The organism is Kovacikia sp. CALU 1929 (assembly GCF_056784235.1).
Genome location: NZ_JBXBCF010000065.1, coordinates 325,984 through 344,728 on the forward strand (window position 1 = coordinate 325,984; position 18,745 = coordinate 344,728).

20 protein-coding genes are annotated in these 18,745 nt (G+C 49.0%); 9 read left to right on the plus strand and 11 right to left on the minus strand.

Annotated features, from left to right (window positions below; translation table 11 throughout):
* Positions 1-8: 8 nt before the first annotated feature.
* Entirely contained in the window at positions 9-284 is a 276-nt protein-coding gene (locus AC1S52_RS13210) for a hypothetical protein (RefSeq protein WP_482029480.1), read from the minus strand.
* A gap of 396 nt (positions 285-680) precedes the next feature.
* Between AC1S52_RS13210 and AC1S52_RS13215 the strand changes: the two genes are divergently transcribed.
* Together AC1S52_RS13215 and AC1S52_RS13220 are read left to right on the plus strand one after the other, a co-directional pair.
* Positions 681-1,634 carry a tetratricopeptide repeat protein gene (locus AC1S52_RS13215; RefSeq protein ID WP_482029481.1) on the plus strand — a complete coding sequence of 318 codons (954 nt, stop codon included), beginning with the start codon at positions 681-683 and terminating at the stop codon, positions 1,632-1,634.
* A 9-nt stretch (positions 1,635-1,643) separates the two neighbouring features.
* Positions 1,644-2,189, plus strand: coding sequence for a pyroglutamyl-peptidase I family protein (locus AC1S52_RS13220; protein ID WP_482029482.1), 546 nt, complete (start codon positions 1,644-1,646; stop codon positions 2,187-2,189).
* Here the strand turns inward: AC1S52_RS13220 and AC1S52_RS13225 are convergent.
* From AC1S52_RS13225 to AC1S52_RS13245, 5 genes are all read right to left on the minus strand, one after another.
* Positions 2,133-3,965, minus strand: coding sequence for an ABC transporter substrate-binding protein (locus AC1S52_RS13225; RefSeq protein ID WP_482029483.1), 1,833 nt, complete (start codon positions 3,963-3,965; stop codon positions 2,133-2,135). The genes AC1S52_RS13220 and AC1S52_RS13225 overlap by 57 nt on opposite strands.
* Positions 3,966-4,002: 37 nt before the next feature.
* Positions 4,003-4,755 (minus strand): PmeII family type II restriction endonuclease, encoded by a 753-nt coding sequence (locus AC1S52_RS13230; protein ID WP_482029484.1) that lies wholly within the window; start codon positions 4,753-4,755, stop codon positions 4,003-4,005.
* Positions 4,752-5,645: a DNA-methyltransferase gene (locus AC1S52_RS13235; RefSeq protein ID WP_482029485.1), complete on the minus strand. Its 894-nt coding sequence runs from the start codon at positions 5,643-5,645 to the stop codon at positions 4,752-4,754. The genes AC1S52_RS13230 and AC1S52_RS13235 overlap by 4 nt, the downstream gene beginning before the upstream one ends.
* Positions 5,646-5,939: 294 nt before the next feature.
* Entirely contained in the window at positions 5,940-7,001 is a 1,062-nt protein-coding gene (locus AC1S52_RS13240) for a zinc-dependent dehydrogenase (RefSeq protein ID WP_482029486.1), read from the minus strand.
* A 73-nt stretch (positions 7,002-7,074) separates the two neighbouring features.
* Positions 7,075-7,824: a hypothetical protein gene (locus tag AC1S52_RS13245; protein ID WP_482029487.1), complete on the minus strand. Its 750-nt coding sequence runs from the start codon at positions 7,822-7,824 to the stop codon at positions 7,075-7,077.
* Positions 7,825-8,058: 234 nt separating this feature from the next.
* Between AC1S52_RS13245 and AC1S52_RS13250 the strand changes: the two genes are divergently transcribed.
* The 3 genes from AC1S52_RS13250 to AC1S52_RS13260 all read left to right on the plus strand — a co-directional run bounded on the left by AC1S52_RS13250 (position 8,059) and on the right by AC1S52_RS13260 (position 9,850).
* A complete protein-coding gene (locus AC1S52_RS13250) occupies positions 8,059-8,436 on the plus strand; it encodes a hypothetical protein (RefSeq protein ID WP_482029488.1) in 378 nt (125 codons plus the stop codon).
* 76 nt (positions 8,437-8,512) lie between these two features.
* Entirely contained in the window at positions 8,513-9,115 is a 603-nt protein-coding gene (locus AC1S52_RS13255; protein WP_482029489.1) for a cytochrome b/b6 domain-containing protein, read from the plus strand.
* An 18-nt stretch (positions 9,116-9,133) separates the two neighbouring features.
* On the plus strand, positions 9,134-9,850 hold the full coding sequence (locus tag AC1S52_RS13260) for a molybdopterin-dependent oxidoreductase (RefSeq protein ID WP_482029490.1): 717 nt from the start codon (positions 9,134-9,136) through the stop codon (positions 9,848-9,850).
* Positions 9,851-9,852: 2 nt separating this feature from the next.
* Here the strand turns inward: AC1S52_RS13260 and rfbD are convergent, their stop codons facing one another.
* Positions 9,853-10,737, minus strand: a complete 885-nt coding sequence (rfbD, locus tag AC1S52_RS13265) for a dTDP-4-dehydrorhamnose reductase (RefSeq protein ID WP_482029491.1) — start codon at positions 10,735-10,737, stop codon at positions 9,853-9,855.
* Positions 10,738-10,885: 148 nt separating this feature from the next.
* On the opposite strand from rfbD, the gene AC1S52_RS13270 reads away from it, so the two are divergent.
* Positions 10,886-11,059 carry a hypothetical protein gene (locus AC1S52_RS13270; RefSeq protein WP_482029492.1) on the plus strand — a complete coding sequence of 58 codons (174 nt, stop codon included), beginning with the start codon at positions 10,886-10,888 and terminating at the stop codon, positions 11,057-11,059.
* Positions 11,060-11,245: 186 nt separating this feature from the next.
* Here the strand turns inward: AC1S52_RS13270 and AC1S52_RS13275 are convergent, their stop codons facing one another.
* The gene (locus tag AC1S52_RS13275; RefSeq protein WP_482029493.1) at positions 11,246-12,205 is read right to left on the minus strand and encodes a stage II sporulation protein M; all 960 of its coding nucleotides are present in this window, start codon (positions 12,203-12,205) and stop codon (positions 11,246-11,248) included.
* Positions 12,206-12,288: 83 nt separating this feature from the next.
* Here AC1S52_RS13275 and AC1S52_RS13280 point away from each other — a divergent pair, with 83 nt between their 5' ends.
* Together AC1S52_RS13280 and AC1S52_RS13285 are read left to right on the plus strand one after the other, a co-directional pair.
* Positions 12,289-13,116 (plus strand): DUF7847 domain-containing protein, encoded by an 828-nt coding sequence (locus AC1S52_RS13280; protein ID WP_482029494.1) that lies wholly within the window; start codon positions 12,289-12,291, stop codon positions 13,114-13,116.
* Between the two features lie 50 nt (positions 13,117-13,166).
* The gene (locus AC1S52_RS13285; RefSeq protein WP_482029495.1) at positions 13,167-13,943 is read left to right on the plus strand and encodes an RDD family protein; all 777 of its coding nucleotides are present in this window, start codon (positions 13,167-13,169) and stop codon (positions 13,941-13,943) included.
* A gap of 327 nt (positions 13,944-14,270) precedes the next feature.
* Here the strand turns inward: AC1S52_RS13285 and AC1S52_RS13290 are convergent, their stop codons facing one another.
* Positions 14,271-14,867 carry a DUF2996 domain-containing protein gene (locus AC1S52_RS13290; protein ID WP_482029496.1) on the minus strand — a complete coding sequence of 199 codons (597 nt, stop codon included), beginning with the start codon at positions 14,865-14,867 and terminating at the stop codon, positions 14,271-14,273.
* Between the two features lie 238 nt (positions 14,868-15,105).
* Here AC1S52_RS13290 and AC1S52_RS13295 point away from each other — a divergent pair, with 238 nt between their 5' ends.
* Positions 15,106-15,957 carry an alpha/beta fold hydrolase gene (locus tag AC1S52_RS13295; protein WP_482029497.1) on the plus strand — a complete coding sequence of 284 codons (852 nt, stop codon included), beginning with the start codon at positions 15,106-15,108 and terminating at the stop codon, positions 15,955-15,957.
* A gap of 58 nt (positions 15,958-16,015) precedes the next feature.
* Here AC1S52_RS13295 and moaA read toward each other — a convergent pair whose 3' ends face one another.
* Positions 16,016-17,005 carry a GTP 3',8-cyclase MoaA gene (moaA, locus tag AC1S52_RS13300; protein ID WP_482029498.1) on the minus strand — a complete coding sequence of 330 codons (990 nt, stop codon included), beginning with the start codon at positions 17,003-17,005 and terminating at the stop codon, positions 16,016-16,018.
* A 4-nt stretch (positions 17,006-17,009) separates the two neighbouring features.
* Positions 17,010-18,569 (minus strand): MFS transporter, encoded by a 1,560-nt coding sequence (locus AC1S52_RS13305; RefSeq protein ID WP_482029499.1) that lies wholly within the window; start codon positions 18,567-18,569, stop codon positions 17,010-17,012.
* Positions 18,570-18,745: the final 176 nt, after the last annotated feature.

Sequence of the window (18,745 nt, forward strand, 5' to 3'; positions counted from 1 at the left end):
AAAACTCCTTACTTCAATCTTTCCCAACCACTTACCTGGGTGGGAATTGGGGACTGGTTTGCCATTGCTGCACTTTGAGATACCTTGACCGTGCCCCAAGCCAGGACGGTTAAGCTTAAGAACAACAGCACTACGGTCGCTACAAAGGTGATCGCTAAAGCATCTGAAGTCTTTGCAGAGATTTCATCTCGATAATAATTGCTGGGTCGATCCTGCTCACGGAAAAGAAATATCCAGTCTGGATTGGCGGCTAAAACCTCGACTCTTTCATATTCATGAAGCATAGTTTTTGCTCCGGGGCATTTTCGGAATGTGTGTAGATAATTTATTTATAGAAGTTGCCCTGGCAAGGTTCAATGTAGAAAAGTTAGGAAGCGTTAAGTTCAAATAACGGTTTGTTTTCTCACGAAATTGCTCAAATACTGGCAGGAAAGGTAACCATCAAGAGTCAATCCCTATTGCCAAGCCGTAGACAATGTAAATTTTTATTGATTGACTCCCCTTTTGACTCTGGTGGTTAAACCCACACAAGCCGTTGTCTATCCATTCATCCTGCTATCCAGCAGCCCGTTTCCTTGACTCCCCTGTCCCCGCTGTCCCAAACAATTTCCCATTCCATGCGTCATCCTGTAGAATGGCGTGGAAATTTGCCAATCTCCAACGCTAGGGATGGTGGTTAAATGCAATATAGGCAATTGGGCGATCGATGGCTGAAAACTCAGAGGCAACCTTGGTGGTTAGGGGGATTGGTTGGTTTTGTGCTGGTTGGTAACGGCTTGCTGATCCTCCCTACCCCTGGGTTGGCGTTGCCAACAAGCAATTCAATCCAGCTTGCTCAGGCAACCCCATCAGCAGAGGCAGAGATTAATCAGGGGTTGCAATATATCCAGCAAGGAAATCTGGATCAGGCGATCGGGTCGTTTCAACGGGCAACCCAGATCAACCCCAGTCTGGCAGCCGCCCACTACAATCTGGGTTTAGCGCTCCGTCAAAAGGGGCAACTCCAGGCATCAGCCAGCGCCTTTTATCAGGCAACCCAAGCTGATCCTAAATTTGCCCTAGCCTTTGCCAATTTAGGAGCCGCGCTGTTGGAAGGGAACAACCTGCAACAGGCAAAAGATTATTTGCAGCGGGCAATTCAGCTTGACCCCAAAATGGGGTTGGCGCATTACAATCTGGGATTAGTCTATGAAAATCAACGCGCCTATGATCAGGCAGTGGAAGCCTTTAAAAAGGCGATGCAGTTGACTCCCAATGCGCCTGAACCCGCTTACCACATGGGCATGGTTTATTTGCAGCAGGGCAAAACCAAAGAGGCGCGGGCTGCCTTTGAGCAGGCAATTAAAATCACTCCCAAATATCCGGAGGCTCACTACAATATTGGCTCTATCCAGTTTCGCGACGGTGACTTAGACGGGGCACTCGCCTCATTTCGGCGATCGGCGGAAGCCAACTCTAATTATGCCAACGCTTATTACGCGGCTGGATTAGTTTTCATGCGTCAGGGGAAATTTAAGGATGCGCAACAGGTCTTGAAGTACGCCAGTGAGCTTTACTCGAAACAGGGAAATGGACCGTGGGCGCAAAAAGCGAGTCAGCAGTTGCAAAAAGCTCAATCTGGTCAGCGTCAGTAAAGTTCCACCATGAGCAGAAAAATTCTTCTGACTTCCTTTGATATCTGGATGCCTCACCACGTCTCCAACGCCTCCGATGACCTGCTGGCAGAAATGTTGAGTCAAAGACTGCTACCCGAAAACACCCATTGCCTGCGCAAGTTGCCGGTAGATTTTCACCAGGCTCCCGTAAAAGTCATTTCTGAAATTGACAGCTTGCAACCAGATATGGTTATTTGCTGTGGAATGGCAGAAACACGGGAGATTCTAACCGTTGAATCGAATGGTTGTTATGAAGGTGAAACCCTCAAAACCGCGATCGCCGTTGAACAATTAGTGGAGACTCTGGTGGCAACTCAAGTCAGCCATGATGCTGGACAGTTTGTTTGCAATTTTCTTTACTACTCCATCCTGAAATATTTGATTCAGAACCAAATGAATAGCTTGTGTCTGTTTGTCCATGTGCCCCTTCTGACACCATCCAATCGAACTGTAATTCTGAACGATTTTGCCGCCATCTTAGCGGGGGTTGCTGATCTGAAGTTCTTGAATATTCCACAAGCCCCAACTGGGTAAACCTGTATACTTCAAACCTTCCACCTTATTGCGGGCTGCCATCAGAGCAGAGTCATTTACCAGCAACAGAATCGGGAGTTGTTCCTGGACGAGACGTTGAAACTCGGCGTAAATCGCCTTTCGTTTTGATTCGTCTAATTCCCTGGCTCCAGCAATAAAGAGGCGATCGATGGCTTCTTCGTAGTCAGTGGCTTGCCAATTTTGAATCGGGGGTTGCTGTCCAGGTTGGGGTTCCAGATTGAAATAGTGAGAAGCCCCATTGCTCATCCAGAAGTTGGCAGAACTGTGGGGTTCAATACCGCCGGTAAAGCCGATGATGTGCGCATCCCAATCTCGTGTAGTGGAAAGTTTGTCACCCAGGGTGTTGAAGTTGATGGCATTGAAGTCTACCTGGATGCCAATCTTACCCAGGTCTTGCCGAATCTGGGCACCCATTGCCACCCGCACCAAATTATTGGCATTGGTCAGCAAGGTAAACCGCACCCGATTGCCCTCTGCATCCAATAATTGCCCCTGGGAGTTGTATTGAAAACCTGCTCCCAATAGCAATTCTTTGGCTTTTTCTGGATTGTATTCATAGACCTTCAATCCCTCCTTGGGGGACAGAAAGTAAGGACTTTGCACCGAGATAGGAGAGTTCTGAATCACACCCAACCCCCGAAATAGGTTAACGTTGATGCGATCGCGGTTTATGGCATACGCCACTGCCTGACGAAATGCCAGGGTATTGAACCAGCGCGACTTGATTGGATCGACAATGGGCTTGCCAGCGGCATCCTGTGCCTGATTCAGGTTAAACGCCATGTAGAGGATGCCTGACCAGGGACCGCCATGATAGACCTGAAAGTTACCGCGCTTTTCTTCTCGCTTCAGCAGCGAGTAATATTCTGGACGCAGAGGGCGGGAGTCGCCCATGATATCTAGCTCGCCGGAACGAAAGCGGAGAAGCTGGGTATCCGTACTTTCAACGAATTGCCAGACAATCCGATCCACCTTCGGCAGTGGGTTGCCCTGGTCATCTCTGCGCCAGTAGTAGGGATTCTTACGAAATACCATCCGTTGACCAGCGGTGTAACTGTCCAGCAAAAAGGGACCGTTGACGATGATCTGGTCGGGGGGCGTGTCGGTGTTCCAGGTAGAGATGAACTTCAAATTGCCGTCCGCGCCCTTGGTTCGCAAGGTTTCCTCCAGGGCGTGTTTGGGCATGATCAGGATGCCATCGGGGGCGGCGGTTGCCCGGAGGAGGGGGGCAAACGGTTCTGGCAGCAGAAATTCGACCTGGCGATCGCTCAACTGACGCACCTGCGGGAACAAGCCCTCAGTCCCAATCCGCAGACTGTCTTTGCCATCGGTTGGAATCTGTGGATTGGCAATAATGTCTCGATAGGTAAAGACCACGTCATCTGCCGTTAAGGGATGACCATCCGACCATTTCAATCCTTGCCGCAGGGTAAACACGATTCGCTTTTTATCAGGAGAGATTTCCCAGGATTCTGCCAGGGCTGGCTCAATCTCTCCCGTGACTCCGTTTTCACGGGTCAACCCTTCATAGGCAAACAGGAAAATGTTGGGAAAGGATTGGTTGTTGGCATAGTTAAAGGTTTTGGGGTCGGTTAGGGCGCTCAGAACAAGCTGGGAACCCTGTGCTGCCTGGGAACGAAAATCCGTGGGGTGGCACCCTGTCAGCAACAGGAGCAGCGGGAGCAGGCAGAAAAATATTGCTGTCAGGAGGAACAGCGATCGCCGGAACCAATTTTGGATGTTCCCGGTAAGCATCAGATAAGAGCTAATCTCTAATGGTTTACTTTAGCAATTATGGTAAGAACTGGTCTAGATCGTAGTTTCCACTATTAAATCTAACTAATTCAGCCCAGTTAATTGCTCCTGTTTGATCACAAAACTCATCAATAAACTGCTTTGTCAACCGATTTATCAACCGACCCCTTTCTTCTAGAAATGCTTCATTATGTTCTTCTGCTTTATAGCCTATTGGCTCAATAATTTCTGCATATAAATCGATGTTTTCACTAATTAAATACCAGAAATTTTGTCCAACGACCTTCAAGTATCCTCTGACATAGCTTGTCTTCGTTTTCCCGTAGCATATACCTAAAACAGCTTGAACATTAATTCCACGCCTGGATTGTTTTAGTCTAGTAACAGCATCTCTCAAGTCCTGCTCTAAACTCTTTTGCTGACTACTGTTTCCCCAATTAGTCCCTGATTTAACTGAGACGACATAATGAATACCATTATTAAAAAACTCAAGATCGGCACCCGCTGCACTTGACTTATGACCATTACAGGTTTGCTCAGCTACAAATATCGCCAGATCCTCGAGAAAACTACCAAAGTGTTTCTCCTCGGAAGAAGAAAGAAAAGCCTCTAATAAGCTCGTTATTAAATCATTGGCTGTTGTTAAATTTTTCGCCTTGAGAAGGTAAGGATTTTTAGCCAGCAACTTTCTAAGTTTAAGCTCTCTCAAGCACTTGATTCTCAAATTATGAAAATTATCTATATTTTCATTTACATATTGCCGAACCTCATCAAAATTCAGAGAATTCATATGACTTGAGCCTTAACTTCAGCATTTTTCTGTGCAATTGAGTAGGTTGTACGAGCTTCAGCAATACCAGGCAGCTTTACCTGAACCTGGGCTATACGTTTCTCAGATAACTCTATATATGCTTTGTTGATGTCAATCCCAACATATTTTCTTCCGAGTTGAATTGCTGCAAGGGCAGTTGTACCTGAACCAACAAATGGGTCGAGGACAACATCTCCTACATCTGTGAAAAGTTTAATAAACCATAGGGGTAAGTCAACCGGGAAAGTTGCACTATGATTTTTATTTGAGCATTCAGTTGCCATGTGTAGAACATTGGTCGGATAAACCATTTCGCGATTTAACCAGTTAGACACATTTTTACCGAATCCACTTCCAGCTTTTGACTCATCCCTGGTCATATCTGTTTTGCTTAATTTTGCCAACCGATCTTTAGACCAATCACCCACAGGAACCATGACTGCTTCCTGATTCATCTTGAATTTCTTTTGCTTGTTAAATTGAATCAATCTTTCCCAATTATCTCTAAAACGATTGGGCCACTTTCCTGGATAGGAGTTTTTCTTGTGCCATAAAAATTCCTCAGTCCAAAGCCATCCCTGTTCTCTCATTTTCAGAATTAACTCAATCACATATGTATGTCTTTCTCCATTCACTACACGCTCTTTTATATTTAGAACAAAAGTGCCATTTGGTTTTAGTACTCGAAAAAACTGTTCGGCTTTCGGCAAAAACCAATCAACATAGTTATCTGGAGCCACTCCGCCATAGGTTTTACTTCTTTGATCAGCGTAAGGGGGCGAAGTAAAAATCAAATCGATTGAGTTGTCAGGAATTTTCTTGAGAATCTCTTCGCAGTCGCCTTGAATTAGTTGATTAACAAACTCCACAACACCCTCCGGCGGATAGAACATGTGTTCTTAAAATCGTAATATAACTTGCAGTATTGATCAAACTTGTTTATACACCAAGACTCTCAGTTTGAAAGTATAGCGATCTTACCTGGATTATGAGAAAGGATTCACCAGCATCATAAGTAGCCTGTAGGTGGGCACTGCTTACAACACTATATTTCCTGGTCCACGAGTATTTGGGGCAGTGCCCACCCTACGAGAACAATTCGATTTCCGTAATAGAGCTGGTAGATGATTCTGGGGATTTGAAACCGATTATTTCAGTGTCATTTAATCGACAATCTGCCCAGGGTAAATCAAAATTTTGTAGGTTTCGGGCGTGGGTGAAACTGCCTGTTCCACAGCCGTTGCCAGATCCTTGAGGGGATAGCGATCGCTCACCAGCTTATCTACATCAATACGTTTGTGGAACACAATCTCTGCTGCCAGTTGTTGCACCCGGAAGGAAGAACTGTAACTACCCATCAGGTCAATTTCCCGGCGATAGAGAATATTGGGATTGATCGGGATTTCAACCTCATCCGGAAACTCGGCAAAGAAGAGGATTTTGCCCCCTTTACGGGTGCAATCCAGTGCCTGAAAAAAGGCTTTGTCACTGGGTACCGCCAGCAGGCTGGTGTCTGCACCAATCCCACCCGTGAGGGCATAAACCTTTGCCTGTAAATCTGGATCACGGGCATCGAAAGCGGCATCAGCCCCGACTTCCAACGCTTTATCGATGCGGCTGGGAATCAGGTCGGTGGCGATCGCCCGTGCCCCAAAGTACTTCACCAGCATAATGAACATCAACCCGATCGGTCCGGCTCCAGTAATCAACACCGTCTGACCTGGCTGCACCTGCGCTTTTTTGACCGCTTTCAGGCAGCAGTTGGTTGGCTCTACGAAGCTGGCTTGCTCAAAGGTCACATCCTGGGGGATGGTCATCAAACCGCCATGACGAACGATATGCCCTGGAACTTTGACGTACTCGGCAAAGCCGCCACCACTGGGGGCAAATCCGGCGGTCGTGGTGATGTTTTTGTAGACATCACACATGGAGAAGTTGTCATTCAGGCAGTAAGCGCAGTGCATACAGGGAATGTGGTGCAGGACGATGACGCGATCGCCCACCTGCCAGCCAGTCACCTCAGAACCGACAGCGGCGATCGTGCCTGCGGTTTCATGCCCAAAGATGCGGGGTGGTTCGTAGAGCGGATAGCGAATTTTTTTAATATCCGACTGGCACAGCCCTACCACCTTTACTTGCACCAGCACCTCATCTGGCGCAATCTCCGGTGTCGGAATCTCTTCGTAACTTAATTGGTTAACTCCACGAAACACCTGCGCTTTCATAGCAATTCCTCAAGAGCCTCTGAGGTAGACTCTATCATTCCAGGGGCAAAGGTGGGGAGAAGCCATTGTCTCGCTATGGTTCCTGGCACCAGAGCGATCGCACAAGCTGGGCGGCAAATTCAGCTCCAAAAACCTTTGCTGCCATAGCGTTACCAGGGTCGCGTTCTGCAACCGTTCGCCGCAGCCTTAAATCCCGTTCTGCCAGGGCTGTCTGGGCATCTGCCGAGACAGGGGTTGCTTGATCTACCCAGGTTAGCCAACGAGAGCACATCTCATGGGCAATCCTGCCAATCAGGGAGAGAGAGTCTTCCGTTCGTGGGCAGATGAAGTAAAGATGGGCAGGAGATTGGAACTGCCTCAGGTATAGTCCCTTACTCACAAATAAAGATAAATCGGGATTATTTCTCAATTCTAGATAGGTTGAGTTGAGCGGTTCATAGTACTGCTCTGTATAACTTACGTCAGTCCACAAATCGACCCTGGGAATATAGTCCATATAGAAGTAAAGATCTGGCATCGTACCAAAATTAAATGCCAGGTGTGGAACCTGAATCTGGGGACTTAGCCAAAGGGTTAGGCGCATGGTGCTAAATTTCAACTGGGCACCGTTGAGCCAGGAATAGACCAACTTGTCTATCTCTTGTCCAGTAAAGGTTAGAAGTGAAGCAGTTACATTACCATCAAGACTGGTGAAGGTTTGAAAAGGTTGATCAGGTTGAGGGAAGATGGTCAGATGATGGGTTACTTCCTCATACAATTCATTCAAAATCGCTTGCAAGCGGTCAAACAAAATCGCTTGATCGAGATCTATCTGTGAATACATTTTCGCCCCTGTTGCAATCTCGCGAATTTTTATCATCTTTCTACTCACAATCTACACCAAGGTATTCTGAGAAGCTAATAAGTTTAGGGTGAGAAGTTTAGCAGGATAAATTCAGGAAATACTGAGTTTTGTTTCAGAAAGGTTTCAGTGCTGCCTGAGATGCTTTGACCAGTGAGCCAATTCGGTTCATCTGAAAAAAATTGCGTCACCGTTCAATGTCGTCAGGAGTAATCCATGAAAGTAGCTTCTCTGCTTACAGGTATTGCAATGGTTGGGTTAGTCACATGGGGAGATGCATCCCTGAAGGCATTCAATCCTTCACTGGTTGGGGTTGCTACCGCTGCTGAAACAAAACAGTCTGGACCTTCTCCTCAAGAGAAAATTACCCTAATTACCAAGAATAAAGGTCAGATTGGCAGTGGCGATCAATTACGGCGGTTCTTCTATGGTGATTTGGAACCGATCGCGGTTCAGCCTGGTGGTGCTGGGATGGTTGTGAATCTATATAACAAAGCCAATGATGTCACTTTCGCCTATTGCGCCACCTATGATGTAGTGGTTGCCGTGAAAAAAGGTAAAGTAAACTCATTTCTTGCAAGTGAAGTGAAGTAAGAATTTCTGGAATCTATAGCGGTTGCCATTCAGCCTTGGGTAGCTCTCCCGTTTTCACGTACCAGATTGAACCTTTATGAATGCCTCGATTTCCCCAAAACGGAAAGTGCAGCTACCCAATCAGGCTTTTTTGGCGAAAACGTTTCACTGGGTCAACATTATCAGTCTGATTTTGATGATTAGCAGTGGATTGCAAATTTACAATGCTAATCCAGTATTTGGTGGGCGGGCGGGCTGGTATTTCCCAAAACTCTTGCTGTTGGGCGGGTGGTTGGCAGGTGGACGAGACTGGCATTTTGCCATCATGTGGATTTATTCACTAAACCTATTTTGTTACGGAATTTACATCTTGATTAGTCGTCGATGGCAGCATCGGTTTGCCAGTAGTAACGACTTCAATGCTGTGCGAGTCAGCCAAAATGAAAAACGCAAGAATTATGCATGGCATCGGTTGGTGTATACGGCGATCGTGCCTGCTTTGTTGTTGGCGATCGCCAGTGGTTTAGCCATGTACAAACCGGCTCAACTGCATTGGTTAGCTGCCCTATTTGGCAATTGGCAAACTCTGCGCACTGTTCACTTTATCACTGTTCCAACCGTTTTGCTGTTTACGCTGGTTCACTCCCTACTTGCTTTCCAGGTGGGGAGTGTTCGCTTAATTAAATCCATGTTTTTCTGACTGTGGACCCCCTGCTATATGAGCCTGATTCTTCCCCAACGATCCATTTCCCGTCGCCAATTGCTGCAATGGTCTGGCATGTCGATAGCAGGTTCGCTGTTAAGTGGCTGTGGGTCAAGGTTGTTTTCAGAACAGATGGGTCAGACTTTTGAGCCACTAAATCAGAAGCTTGAGGCTTTGATGTTGTCTCAGAAGCCAGTGCCTGAGTTTCGATTGAGTGCGATCGAACCAGATAAGCTGTTGATCAACACGTTTGATTTAACACCTCAGATTGATCCAGCAACGTTTCGTCTGGTCATTGATGGTGAGGTGAATCATCCAATGCAATTGAGCATGGCAGATATTCAATCCCTACCATTGACTTCAATGGTGATTCGGCATGTGTGTGTGGAAGGTTGGGCAGCGATCGTTCAGTGGGGTGGAGTACGCTTACAAGAGTTGGCAAAACTGGTACAGCCAAAACCCGATGCACGCTACGTCTACTTTAAATCAGCGGATTTCTACTACGAAAGTTGGGACATTGCCTCTGTGTTGCATCCTCAGACATTGATGGCATATCAGAAAAACGGACAACCCCTATCTGTCGATAATGGTGCCCCCTTGCGTCTGGCATCCCCAATCAAACTGGGCTACAAGCAGAGTAAGTGGGTGACTCAAATAACGTTCCTGAACCGTTTGCCTAAGGATTCGGGTTACTGGGAAGTTCAGGGCTATGAGTGGTTTGCAGGGTTGTAAGGCTAAGCCATTTCTGCTTTCAGGGTTGCCAGCATTTGTCGCAGGCTTGTGCGCCAGTGGGGCGGGTGAGTTCCCAACAGGGCAGTGGTTTTCTTGAGCGAGAGGACAGAGAACGCTGGACGACGGGCGGGTAAGGGATACTCTGCTGTCGTGATTGGAATTACCCGCTGCACCTTGAGGGGAAACCCAAGCAGGCTGGCTTCTTCAAAGATAGCGATCGCAAAGTCGTACCAGCTACATACGCCGCTGTTGGTGTAGTGGTAAATGCCTGTTGTCTCAGCCGAAAGCTGGGGCACCATTTGGGCGATCGCGCCTGCCAGATCCCAGGACCAGGTGGGCGCACCAATCTGATCCGTCACCACGCGCAATTCCTCCCGCTCTGCCCCTACGCGCAGCATCGTTTTGACAAAGTTGCCTTTGCCACCAACGCCATAGACCCAGGCAGTCCGAACAATCATATGCCGTTCGCAGGCAGACAGAACTGCTTCCTCGCCCATCCGCTTCGATGTCCCATAGACACCCAGGGGAGCGGTGGGGTCTGTTTCCAGGTAAGGGCTACTCTGGCTGCCGTCAAACACGTAGTCAGTGGAAATGTGGATGATTCCAGCCCCAACTGCCTCAGCCGCTTTTGCCAAAATGCCGGGAGCCACGCCATTAACCTGCATTGCCAGTTCAGGCTCACTCTCTGCCTTATCGACCGCCGTGTATGCCGCAGGATTAACCACCACCTCTGGCTTAACCGTCTCCATGATCTGCCGGACGGCTTCTGGATTGGCAAAGTCTACCTGGTCACGCCCCACACTAATCACTTTGCCTAGCGATGCTAGTGTTCGTTGTAAATCCTGACCAACCTGTCCAGTAATACCAGTTAATAGAATCCGTTTCATTTTTTAGGGTTAGGAATAACGAAGGGCAGAAATCTCCAAAATTATCGTCTGTGAGTGCCTGGTTTACCAGTCTTAAGGTAAAGGAGCGATCAAAATTTTATTTTTCTAAAGACTTTGTGAATGGTTTGTAAGGCAGTGTTTTGTAACCGTGCAAAAGTTGTTGATTCATCCGGTTCAAGCTGCCATTCAAAGCTGCTTTCGTCCCTATCTGCGGCTGCATCCCTACGGGTATTGTGATATCCCGCTTGTTTGTCACCGTCTGGTGGAATTACTCATCCTGCAATGGTCTGTCGGTTCAGAATCTAAACCCCATAGTCACTAGCGAAATTGCCTTAGCAGGGGCAGTTCTGATTCAGGCACATCGCCAGGTAGGTAATCGGGATGGGGCACACCAACTTTCCACTCAATTAAAAAAACAGTTAAAGGGGTATGCCTTGAGTGCTTTAGCGCAAGCGGTTTTCTCAAACCTTGAAGTTTGTGGGACCTCGGAGTTGAAAACCTCGGAGGTCTAGGGAATGGCTTTCTGTTGGCTGCAATACTTCACTAGCAAGACAAACAGCCCAGTCCCAATCAGGTATTTGAACAGACTGGGAACGGTAGGATTGGGAGAAATAAATCCCTCGATCGCCCCAGCAATCACCAACAATGGCACAATTCCATATACCAGTTGGGCTGCCTGCAAGCCGTAGAATTTGAGCGCATCTCCCCGACTGTACTGACCGGGAAATAGAATCCCTCGGGCAATCAACAACCCCGCCCCCCCAGCAAGGAAAATAGCAGGCAACTCCAACGAACCGTGGGGAAATACAAATGCCCAGAAAGGGAATGCCAGATTGTTTTGACCAACCAGAGTTGCAATTGTGCCAATCAGCAGACCATTGAAGAGCAGGATGTAAACCGTTAGCAGACCCAGGGTGATGCCTCCAGCGATCGCCCGGAAGCACACCGAGAGGTTATTGATCATAATCCCGCTGGAAGCGATAGGCTCAACCCCCAAAATGGATCCCATCCAGAGTTCTCCCTTATCCCGGACTTTCACAATCAACTCTTCTGGCACCATCAAGGACATAAACGCCGGATCGTGCCAGCCAAACCACCAGCCAATCAGTCCACCGACGGCAAAAATGGTGGTTGCAATGGCAATGTATACCCAGGTTTGCTGTACAACCGCCGGGAACCCCCAACGGTAAAATTCGATCGCTTTGTGCCATTCCTGGCGACGAGATCCCTGATAAATTTGGCTGTAGCTGCGGGAAGTCAGGGTTTGTAGGCTCTGAATCAAGGTATTCCCCACCTGGTTGGTTCGTGCCCGTGCCAGATCGGCTGAAACGGAACGGTATAAACTGGCTAACTGTTTGATTTCCTCAGTCTTCAATGATTTCAGCCCCCGTTTTTCAATCCGGGTCAACAGGCTATCCAACTGTTTCCAATTAGGTTCTCGTCGCGCAATCCAACGTTTAACATTCATAAAATTTTCCGAATCTGGCTTGAGCCTCGCCTAAGATAGCAACATTCAATGTCGGTCTGGTTCTGTCCCCAATAGGGAGTTTTATGTCCACCACAAGTTCAAATCCTGCGGGTCCTCTCAGCGTTGGTAACGTCGTCAGTGCTGGTGTAAGAATTTACCGTTCCCATTTTCAACAATACTTCACCCAAGCTTTGATTGCCTATTTGTGGATCTTTGTGCCAGTCTACGGTTGGGCAAAATATTCAGCTATTGCCGGTTTGATTTCACGGTTGGCGTTTGGTGAGCTAACGAACCAGCCAGAAACCCTCACAGAAGCCCGCAAACATACCCAGCCTCGAATGTGGAGTTTTCTGGGGGCTGGCATTTTGCTGAGTCTTATTTTTATTGGCTTGTACATTGGGGCTTTGATTATATTTGGGATTCTGCTGTTTGCTAGTTTTGCAGTTGCCCAGTCCAGTCCAGGAGGGGGAATCATCCTGCCGCTGTTAGGGTTGGTGGCTTTGATCTTTTTTATTGTTGTTCTAATTCGAGTCTTTTCGCGCTTGATGATTGTAGAAGTACCGCTGGCGATGGAACCTAATATGAATGCTTCTGGCAGCATTAGCCGCAGTTGGGAATTGACCAAGGGATCGGTAGGGCGGATTCAATGGATTGCGCTAGTTGCATTTTTGATTACCCTGCTGGTCAGCATCCCGGTTCAAATTGTCAGTGTCCTGCTGCAACCGGCAACAGAAGCTGCCACCACCAGAGGAGATAGCGGCACTGCCCTGTTTCTGACGCTGATTAATCTGGTGGTCACGTTTGGTGTCAGCATCCTGATTATGCCTTTCTGGCAGGTGATCAAGGCAGTCATCTATTACGATTTGCGGACTCGCCGGGAAGGTTTAGGGTTAGGATTGCGTAGTCGTTAGAAACTCCTTTTAATAGGACTTCTTTTAACCGTAAGCAGATCATTATCTGTATGAGCTTATTTAATCGAGTCACCCTGCAAACGCCCGAAAGTGTCGAGTTGGAGTTCACGCTGGCAGGAATTGGCAATCGGGTGCAAGCTCTATTGATCGATTATTTGATCTGGGGGAGCAGCCTGTTTTTGCTCCTGCTGATCTGGGGGGTGTTGTCGGTTCAACTGTCAGCCTACCTGGTGCAGTTTGCCAGCGATCGCGCAGCGCGGCTTTGGTTGACTGCCATTTCCGTGTTGCTAGTATTTTCAATCTACGTCGGTTACTTTGTCTTTTTTGAAACCATCTGGCGGGGGCAAACGCCCGGCAAACGCCATGCCAAAATCCGCGTGATTCGGGAGAATGGGCAACCTGCTGGACTGTCACAAGCCACCCTCAGAGCACTCCTGCGTCCCGTAGATGATGTTATGTTCATTGGGGCACTGCTGATCATTCTGACCAACCGGGAAAAACGGCTGGGGGATTGGGTCGCGGGAACGCTTGTAGTGCAGGAAGAGCGTCCTACCGTCGTAGGGCAAATCACTGTTTCGGACGAAACCCAGACTCTGGCAACCAAGCTGTTAGACATTGCCGATATAGGTGAACTACTTCCCGATGATTTTGCAGTAGTGCGGGATTATCTTCAGCGGCGATCGCACATGGAACCGGATGCCAGGGCAAAGGTGAGCCTAGAGTTAGCCCGCCAAATTCGAGAAATTATTCATCTGCAAGAATTACCCTTCAAAATGACTCCAGATTCGTTTTTAGAGGGTATTTACCTAGCGTATCAACAAAGCTGAATACTACTTCAACCCGATTGAAAGCTGGTTAGACCGGGTGGGTTGGGCATCAACTTCGTCCAATCCACATACTTGGACTGGGAGGATGGGCAGAGCCTACGTCAATGGTCAAGCCTACCCCTCTCCCCAGGACCTACCGTGTACACACATCTCGACTCGGATACCAAAACTCTGCAAGATCCCTCTCAATCCCCCTTAAAAAGGGGGACTTCCGATCCGGTTCCCTCCTTTTTAAGGAGGGTTAGGGAGGATCAAGCCCAAGCATTGGCTAGATCAGATAGCTTGTGTTTACACAGTAGCCCCATGACTGTGGGTGTGGAAGCCCCTTTAGTTCCGTACCAGCCATTTCTGGGCATTCAGGCGTTGCAACGCACCAAACACCAGTAGAGGCAGGGTAATCTTACGCTCGTCAATCAAAAAGGACTCCAGGGTACTGGGCTTGCCCCCGCTTTCGGCATAAGAGAAAGCTTTAGCTCCTTGAAGCTCGTCCTTCAGGAAATAGATATTGAACTGTCTGGGCTGGTTGGGACTGCTGGTCCAGTGTCCAATCACCTGCCAGCAATCCGGTGCATCACTAAAGCCTTGAACGAAAATCTTTTGCTTCTCAAACGAAAGATCTACATCCTCAACGCCCTGCTTTGCCAGTGCTTCCTTCAGAGCGGGCAAATAGTCTTGCTGAATGAAATCAGTAAAGGGCTTATCTTCAACCGCAGGAGGTTTTTCCTTTTTGGCAGCCTTAGCTGGCTTCTCTCCCTCAGCAGCCTCTCCTGCTTCAGCCGCTTTAGGGGATTTTTTAGCCGCCGCAGGTTTTTTGGCTGGCTTTTCATCCGCCGCCGGAGCCGCTGCCGCTGCATCTGGAGTTTGGGGTTCAGCAGGGCTGGGCGCGTTTTCTCCAGTTCCATTGGGAGTCGTTTCTTCTGCCATGCCTCAAATCAATCCTTTCATCAATGGGTGGGCGTTGCTGATTCTGGGTATAAAGTAGGGGTTGTACAAATTGCAACTTCGTTCCAACTTATACAACTATCCAGCACCACAGTGGGCGCACTTTGAGAAACATGTTCCTCTGTGAGATCTTAATCGGAATCAGGCTTTTGGGACTAGGGGCAGACAAACAATCGGTAGCATAGGATGGGGTGGATTCCCTGGCGAGGATAGTCAAATTGTGGATCAAACTGCTGCAAATGCCTTGAGTCTCAAGGTTCTAGAGAGAGGAAAGGGATTTCCCATCCTCTGTTTACATGGTCATCCGGGTTCTGGACACAGTCTGTCTGTGTTTACCAATCATCTATCACAGCGGTTCAAAACGTTGGCACCCGACCTGCGCGGGTATGGGAGGAGTCAAACCAGGCTCGATTTCTCAATGATGAGCCACCTGACCGATCTGGAGGCACTACTCGATCGCCATCAGGTCGATCGCTGTTTGATTCTGGGCTGGTCGTTAGGGGGAATCCTGGCGCTGGAACTGGCACTAAGACAGTTGGAGCGGGTAAGTGGGTTAATTTTAGTGGCAACCGCCGCCCGCCCCTGGAGTAACCATCCGCCCATTACCTGGCAGGATAATCTTTATACTGGGTTGGCTTCGATCGCGAATCGTCTCAATCCTGGCTGGCAATGGAATATTGATGCTTTAGGACGGCGATCGCTCTACCGCTATCTGATCCAGCAACATACCCCAGCCGCCTATCAATACCTGGCAGCGGAAGCGATGCCTGCCTACCTGCAAACCTCCCGTCAGGCAACCCGTGCTCTCTCAAGCGCGCTCAAAGAGGGTTATAACCGCCTGCCAGAATTGCCCCAGATCCAGTGTCCCTGTCTGGTGCTGGCAGGCTCAGAAGACCGCCATATCACTGCTGCATCGAGTCAGGAAACCGCCGAGCACTTGCCCCAGGCTGAGTGGCGGTGCTACTCAAACACGGCACATTTGTTTCCCTGGGAGGTGCCTGAACGAGTCCTGGGTGATATTGACGAGTGGCTTGAGCGTAATCCCCAGGTCGTTGAGGGGGGAAGGGGATGAAAGGGGGAGTGGGGGAGTCGCCATAGATCCCCTCACCCCTTCACCCCATATCCCATCACTAACCACCAATTTGAGACATGGTACGGTTGTATGCCCCACTGTGGTTGCCAGATTCCCGGAGCTTGAAGTTAATTTCAGGCTTGATGGCTAACAAATCGTGTACTTGCTGGCGCAGTTCATGAACAGGAATGCCCGATCGCAACCCTGTTTTCAAATCAAGCTGTCCAGTTTCATTCAATAAACAGGGTCTGAGCCAACCATCCGCCGAGAGGCGCATTCGGTTACAGCGATCGCAAAAACACTCCGACATCTGGCTAATGAAGCCTAGGGTTCCCCTGGCACCGGGAATTTGAAACACATCCGCAGGACCATTGCCCCGCACCTGCCCTTCCGTTAATCCCCACTTTGCCCGAATGCGCTGCCGCAGTTCCTCCGAACTGATCCAACCCCGATTTTGAAACAAATCATCATTGCCAATCGGCATGAACTCAATAAACCGAACGTGCCACTCCCGGTCAATGCTCAAGGCTGCCAGATCCAGCACTTCCTGATCGTTCACCCCAGGAACGACGACGACATTCAATTTCAAAGGATTGAAACCAACCTGATAGGCTGTTTGGATTCCATCCCAGACCTGCTGCCAGCGAGTTCGTCCCCGGTTACCGATGATTTGATCGAAAACTTCTGGGTTGAGGGAGTCCAGGCTAATATTGACCCGCCGCAACCCGGCATCATAGAGGTCTTGTGCCAGAGGCTTGAGCAAAAACCCATTGGTGGTCATGGATAGGTCGCGGGTTTCCGGGAAAGCGGCGATCGCCTGCACAATATTCACGACCCCTGGATGAATTAGCGGTTCACCACCAGTCAACCGAAACCGGGTAAACCCGACGGGAATCAATACCTGATGCAGCAATGTCAGCAATTCTGCCTGAGTCATCAAATTTTGCTGCAAAATATAATCAATCTCTGCGCCCTCGGGCATACAGTACTGACAGCGGAAATTACAGCGATCGACAAGACTAATGCGGAGGTAATCAACCTGATTCATGCTTCTATTGTGACGGATCTTCCAACTCAGAATCAATCTGCACAGATTGGGCAGTTTCCACGACAACTGCTACGTTTCTGGGAGGAAACAAAAGCCGCATCATTTGCCTAAGGGACTGCCCCCGCTGCTCATGGACAAATACGAGGGGCAGTAACGCCACCAACCGTACTACCGCCGACAGCGCAAACAAGCCCGGAATACCTCCATAGTCTGCAAACTCTGCCAAAAAACCGCCAGCCGTTGTACCCAGGGCACCACTCACCCCGGCTACTGCGGCTGCAACAGCAAAATAGGTCGCTTGATGCCGAACTGGCGCAACCCCCAATTGCAGGTTGTTATTGCACAGGTCGATCGCTGCCCACGTTATCCCTGCCAGCACATGCAGCAGGGGCAACCAAAGCCAGATAGATAGGGAATTAACTCCAGTTCCTAACCAGAACAAAGGTGTGACAGCAACTAGAATGCCTACTGTAATCAAGATAATCCGGTTCCCTACCCGGTCTGCCAGCTTTCCCCACAGCACCAGCATCAGCATGTTTGCCCCTGCCTGCACACTGTTGTAAAGGGTCACCCAGCGCACATCAATCGAAAGATTATCCAGCATGTAAAGGTTGAAAAACGGCGCACTGAGGTTCACCGCAAACATCCACAGGCTGAAGTAGAGCAGAAAGGAAAGAAAGTTTTTGTCTTGGAGCAGGGAGGGGTTGGGGGTTGGGATGGAGTGGTTAGTGGTTGGGGGTTGGTTATTAGTCAGTTTGGCACTGCCTTGCTCCTCTGCCCCTCCGCCCCTCTGCTCCTCCGCCCCTGTGCTGCTCTGCCCCTCGGTTCCCTGCTCCTGAACCTGAGGGTTGACATCTACCATGAGATACTGGAACCCCAGGCTAATTAAGCCAGCCACGACTCCCAGCACGACAACCAACCCGTAGCCTTGAATGGAACCGCCTGGGTAGGTGGCAACCATCCAACCCAGGACTGGAACGCTGAGTAAATTGGTCAAACTGGCGGCACTGTTGCGAACACCAAAGTAACGTCCGCGCAGACGGCGGGGCACCAGAACTGCGAGCCAGCTTAACCAGGCGGCACTGCCTAAGGCACCAAAAAAGTGGGTAATAAAGACGATCGCCAGGGTCCAGGTCACTAACATTGGTGGGGTGACCGTGTGCCATCTGGCAAGGGCAATACTGGCTGCCAGGATTAGCCAGAGCAGACGCGAAGGACCGTAAATCCAGAGGCAATAATAATGGCGGCTGGTGGTGCGATCGCCCAGAAATGCGCCCAAGGGCTGAATCAAATTTGCCAGCATGGGAATGGATGCCAGCAGCCCGATTTGAGTCGGTGTCGCATCCAACTCTACCAGAAAGTTGCTGAGCAGAACCCCCCCGGTCACATTTGAAAAAACCGTCGCAAACATGCCATCAAACGTGGATGCCTGCAAACTCCTGCGAATTGTGTTTTTAGCCGCAACCGGTGAAGGCAACGGGTCAACAGGCAACCGCTCTGGCACAGGTAGCCCCGTTTCTACCGAACTGCAAGATATCTCAGATTTAACCACTTCAGCGTTCACAGTTTTCAAATGCCAAGAAGGTAGCCTAAAACTTGCTTCCCATGTTAGGCGAACACCCTACTCTAAATAGTGCCCCTCAGAAATATAGTGCCCACCAGGAAAGGTTAGTTGTCTTAGTAAGTTTTCCTCCTAAGGAAATACCAGATCCCCGGCAGAGAAATCTTGCGCCGGATAGA

Coding starts and splice junctions, on each gene's coding strand:
- AC1S52_RS13250 (WP_482029488.1), top strand. CDS start 8,059: ATGAAAGTAGCTTCTCTGCTTACAGGTATTGCAATGGTTGGGTTAGTC.
- AC1S52_RS13275 (WP_482029493.1), bottom strand. CDS start 12,205: ATGAATGTTAAACGTTGGATTGCGCGACGAGAACCTAATTGGAAACAG.
- AC1S52_RS13260 (WP_482029490.1), top strand. CDS start 9,134: ATGAGCCTGATTCTTCCCCAACGATCCATTTCCCGTCGCCAATTGCTG.
- AC1S52_RS13240 (WP_482029486.1), bottom strand. CDS start 7,001: ATGAAAGCGCAGGTGTTTCGTGGAGTTAACCAATTAAGTTACGAAGAG.
- AC1S52_RS13255 (WP_482029489.1), top strand. CDS start 8,513: ATGAATGCCTCGATTTCCCCAAAACGGAAAGTGCAGCTACCCAATCAG.
- AC1S52_RS13215 (WP_482029481.1), top strand. CDS start 681: ATGCAATATAGGCAATTGGGCGATCGATGGCTGAAAACTCAGAGGCAA.
- AC1S52_RS13280 (WP_482029494.1), top strand. CDS start 12,289: ATGTCCACCACAAGTTCAAATCCTGCGGGTCCTCTCAGCGTTGGTAAC.
- moaA (WP_482029498.1), bottom strand. CDS start 17,005: ATGAATCAGGTTGATTACCTCCGCATTAGTCTTGTCGATCGCTGTAAT.
- rfbD (WP_482029491.1), bottom strand. CDS start 10,737: ATGAAACGGATTCTATTAACTGGTATTACTGGACAGGTTGGTCAGGAT.
- AC1S52_RS13285 (WP_482029495.1), top strand. CDS start 13,167: ATGAGCTTATTTAATCGAGTCACCCTGCAAACGCCCGAAAGTGTCGAG.
- AC1S52_RS13220 (WP_482029482.1), top strand. CDS start 1,644: ATGAGCAGAAAAATTCTTCTGACTTCCTTTGATATCTGGATGCCTCAC.
- AC1S52_RS13225 (WP_482029483.1), bottom strand. CDS start 3,965: ATGCTTACCGGGAACATCCAAAATTGGTTCCGGCGATCGCTGTTCCTC.
- AC1S52_RS13245 (WP_482029487.1), bottom strand. CDS start 7,824: ATGTATTCACAGATAGATCTCGATCAAGCGATTTTGTTTGACCGCTTG.
- AC1S52_RS13290 (WP_482029496.1), bottom strand. CDS start 14,867: ATGGCAGAAGAAACGACTCCCAATGGAACTGGAGAAAACGCGCCCAGC.
- AC1S52_RS13210 (WP_482029480.1), bottom strand. CDS start 284: ATGCTTCATGAATATGAAAGAGTCGAGGTTTTAGCCGCCAATCCAGAC.
- AC1S52_RS13230 (WP_482029484.1), bottom strand. CDS start 4,755: ATGAATTCTCTGAATTTTGATGAGGTTCGGCAATATGTAAATGAAAAT.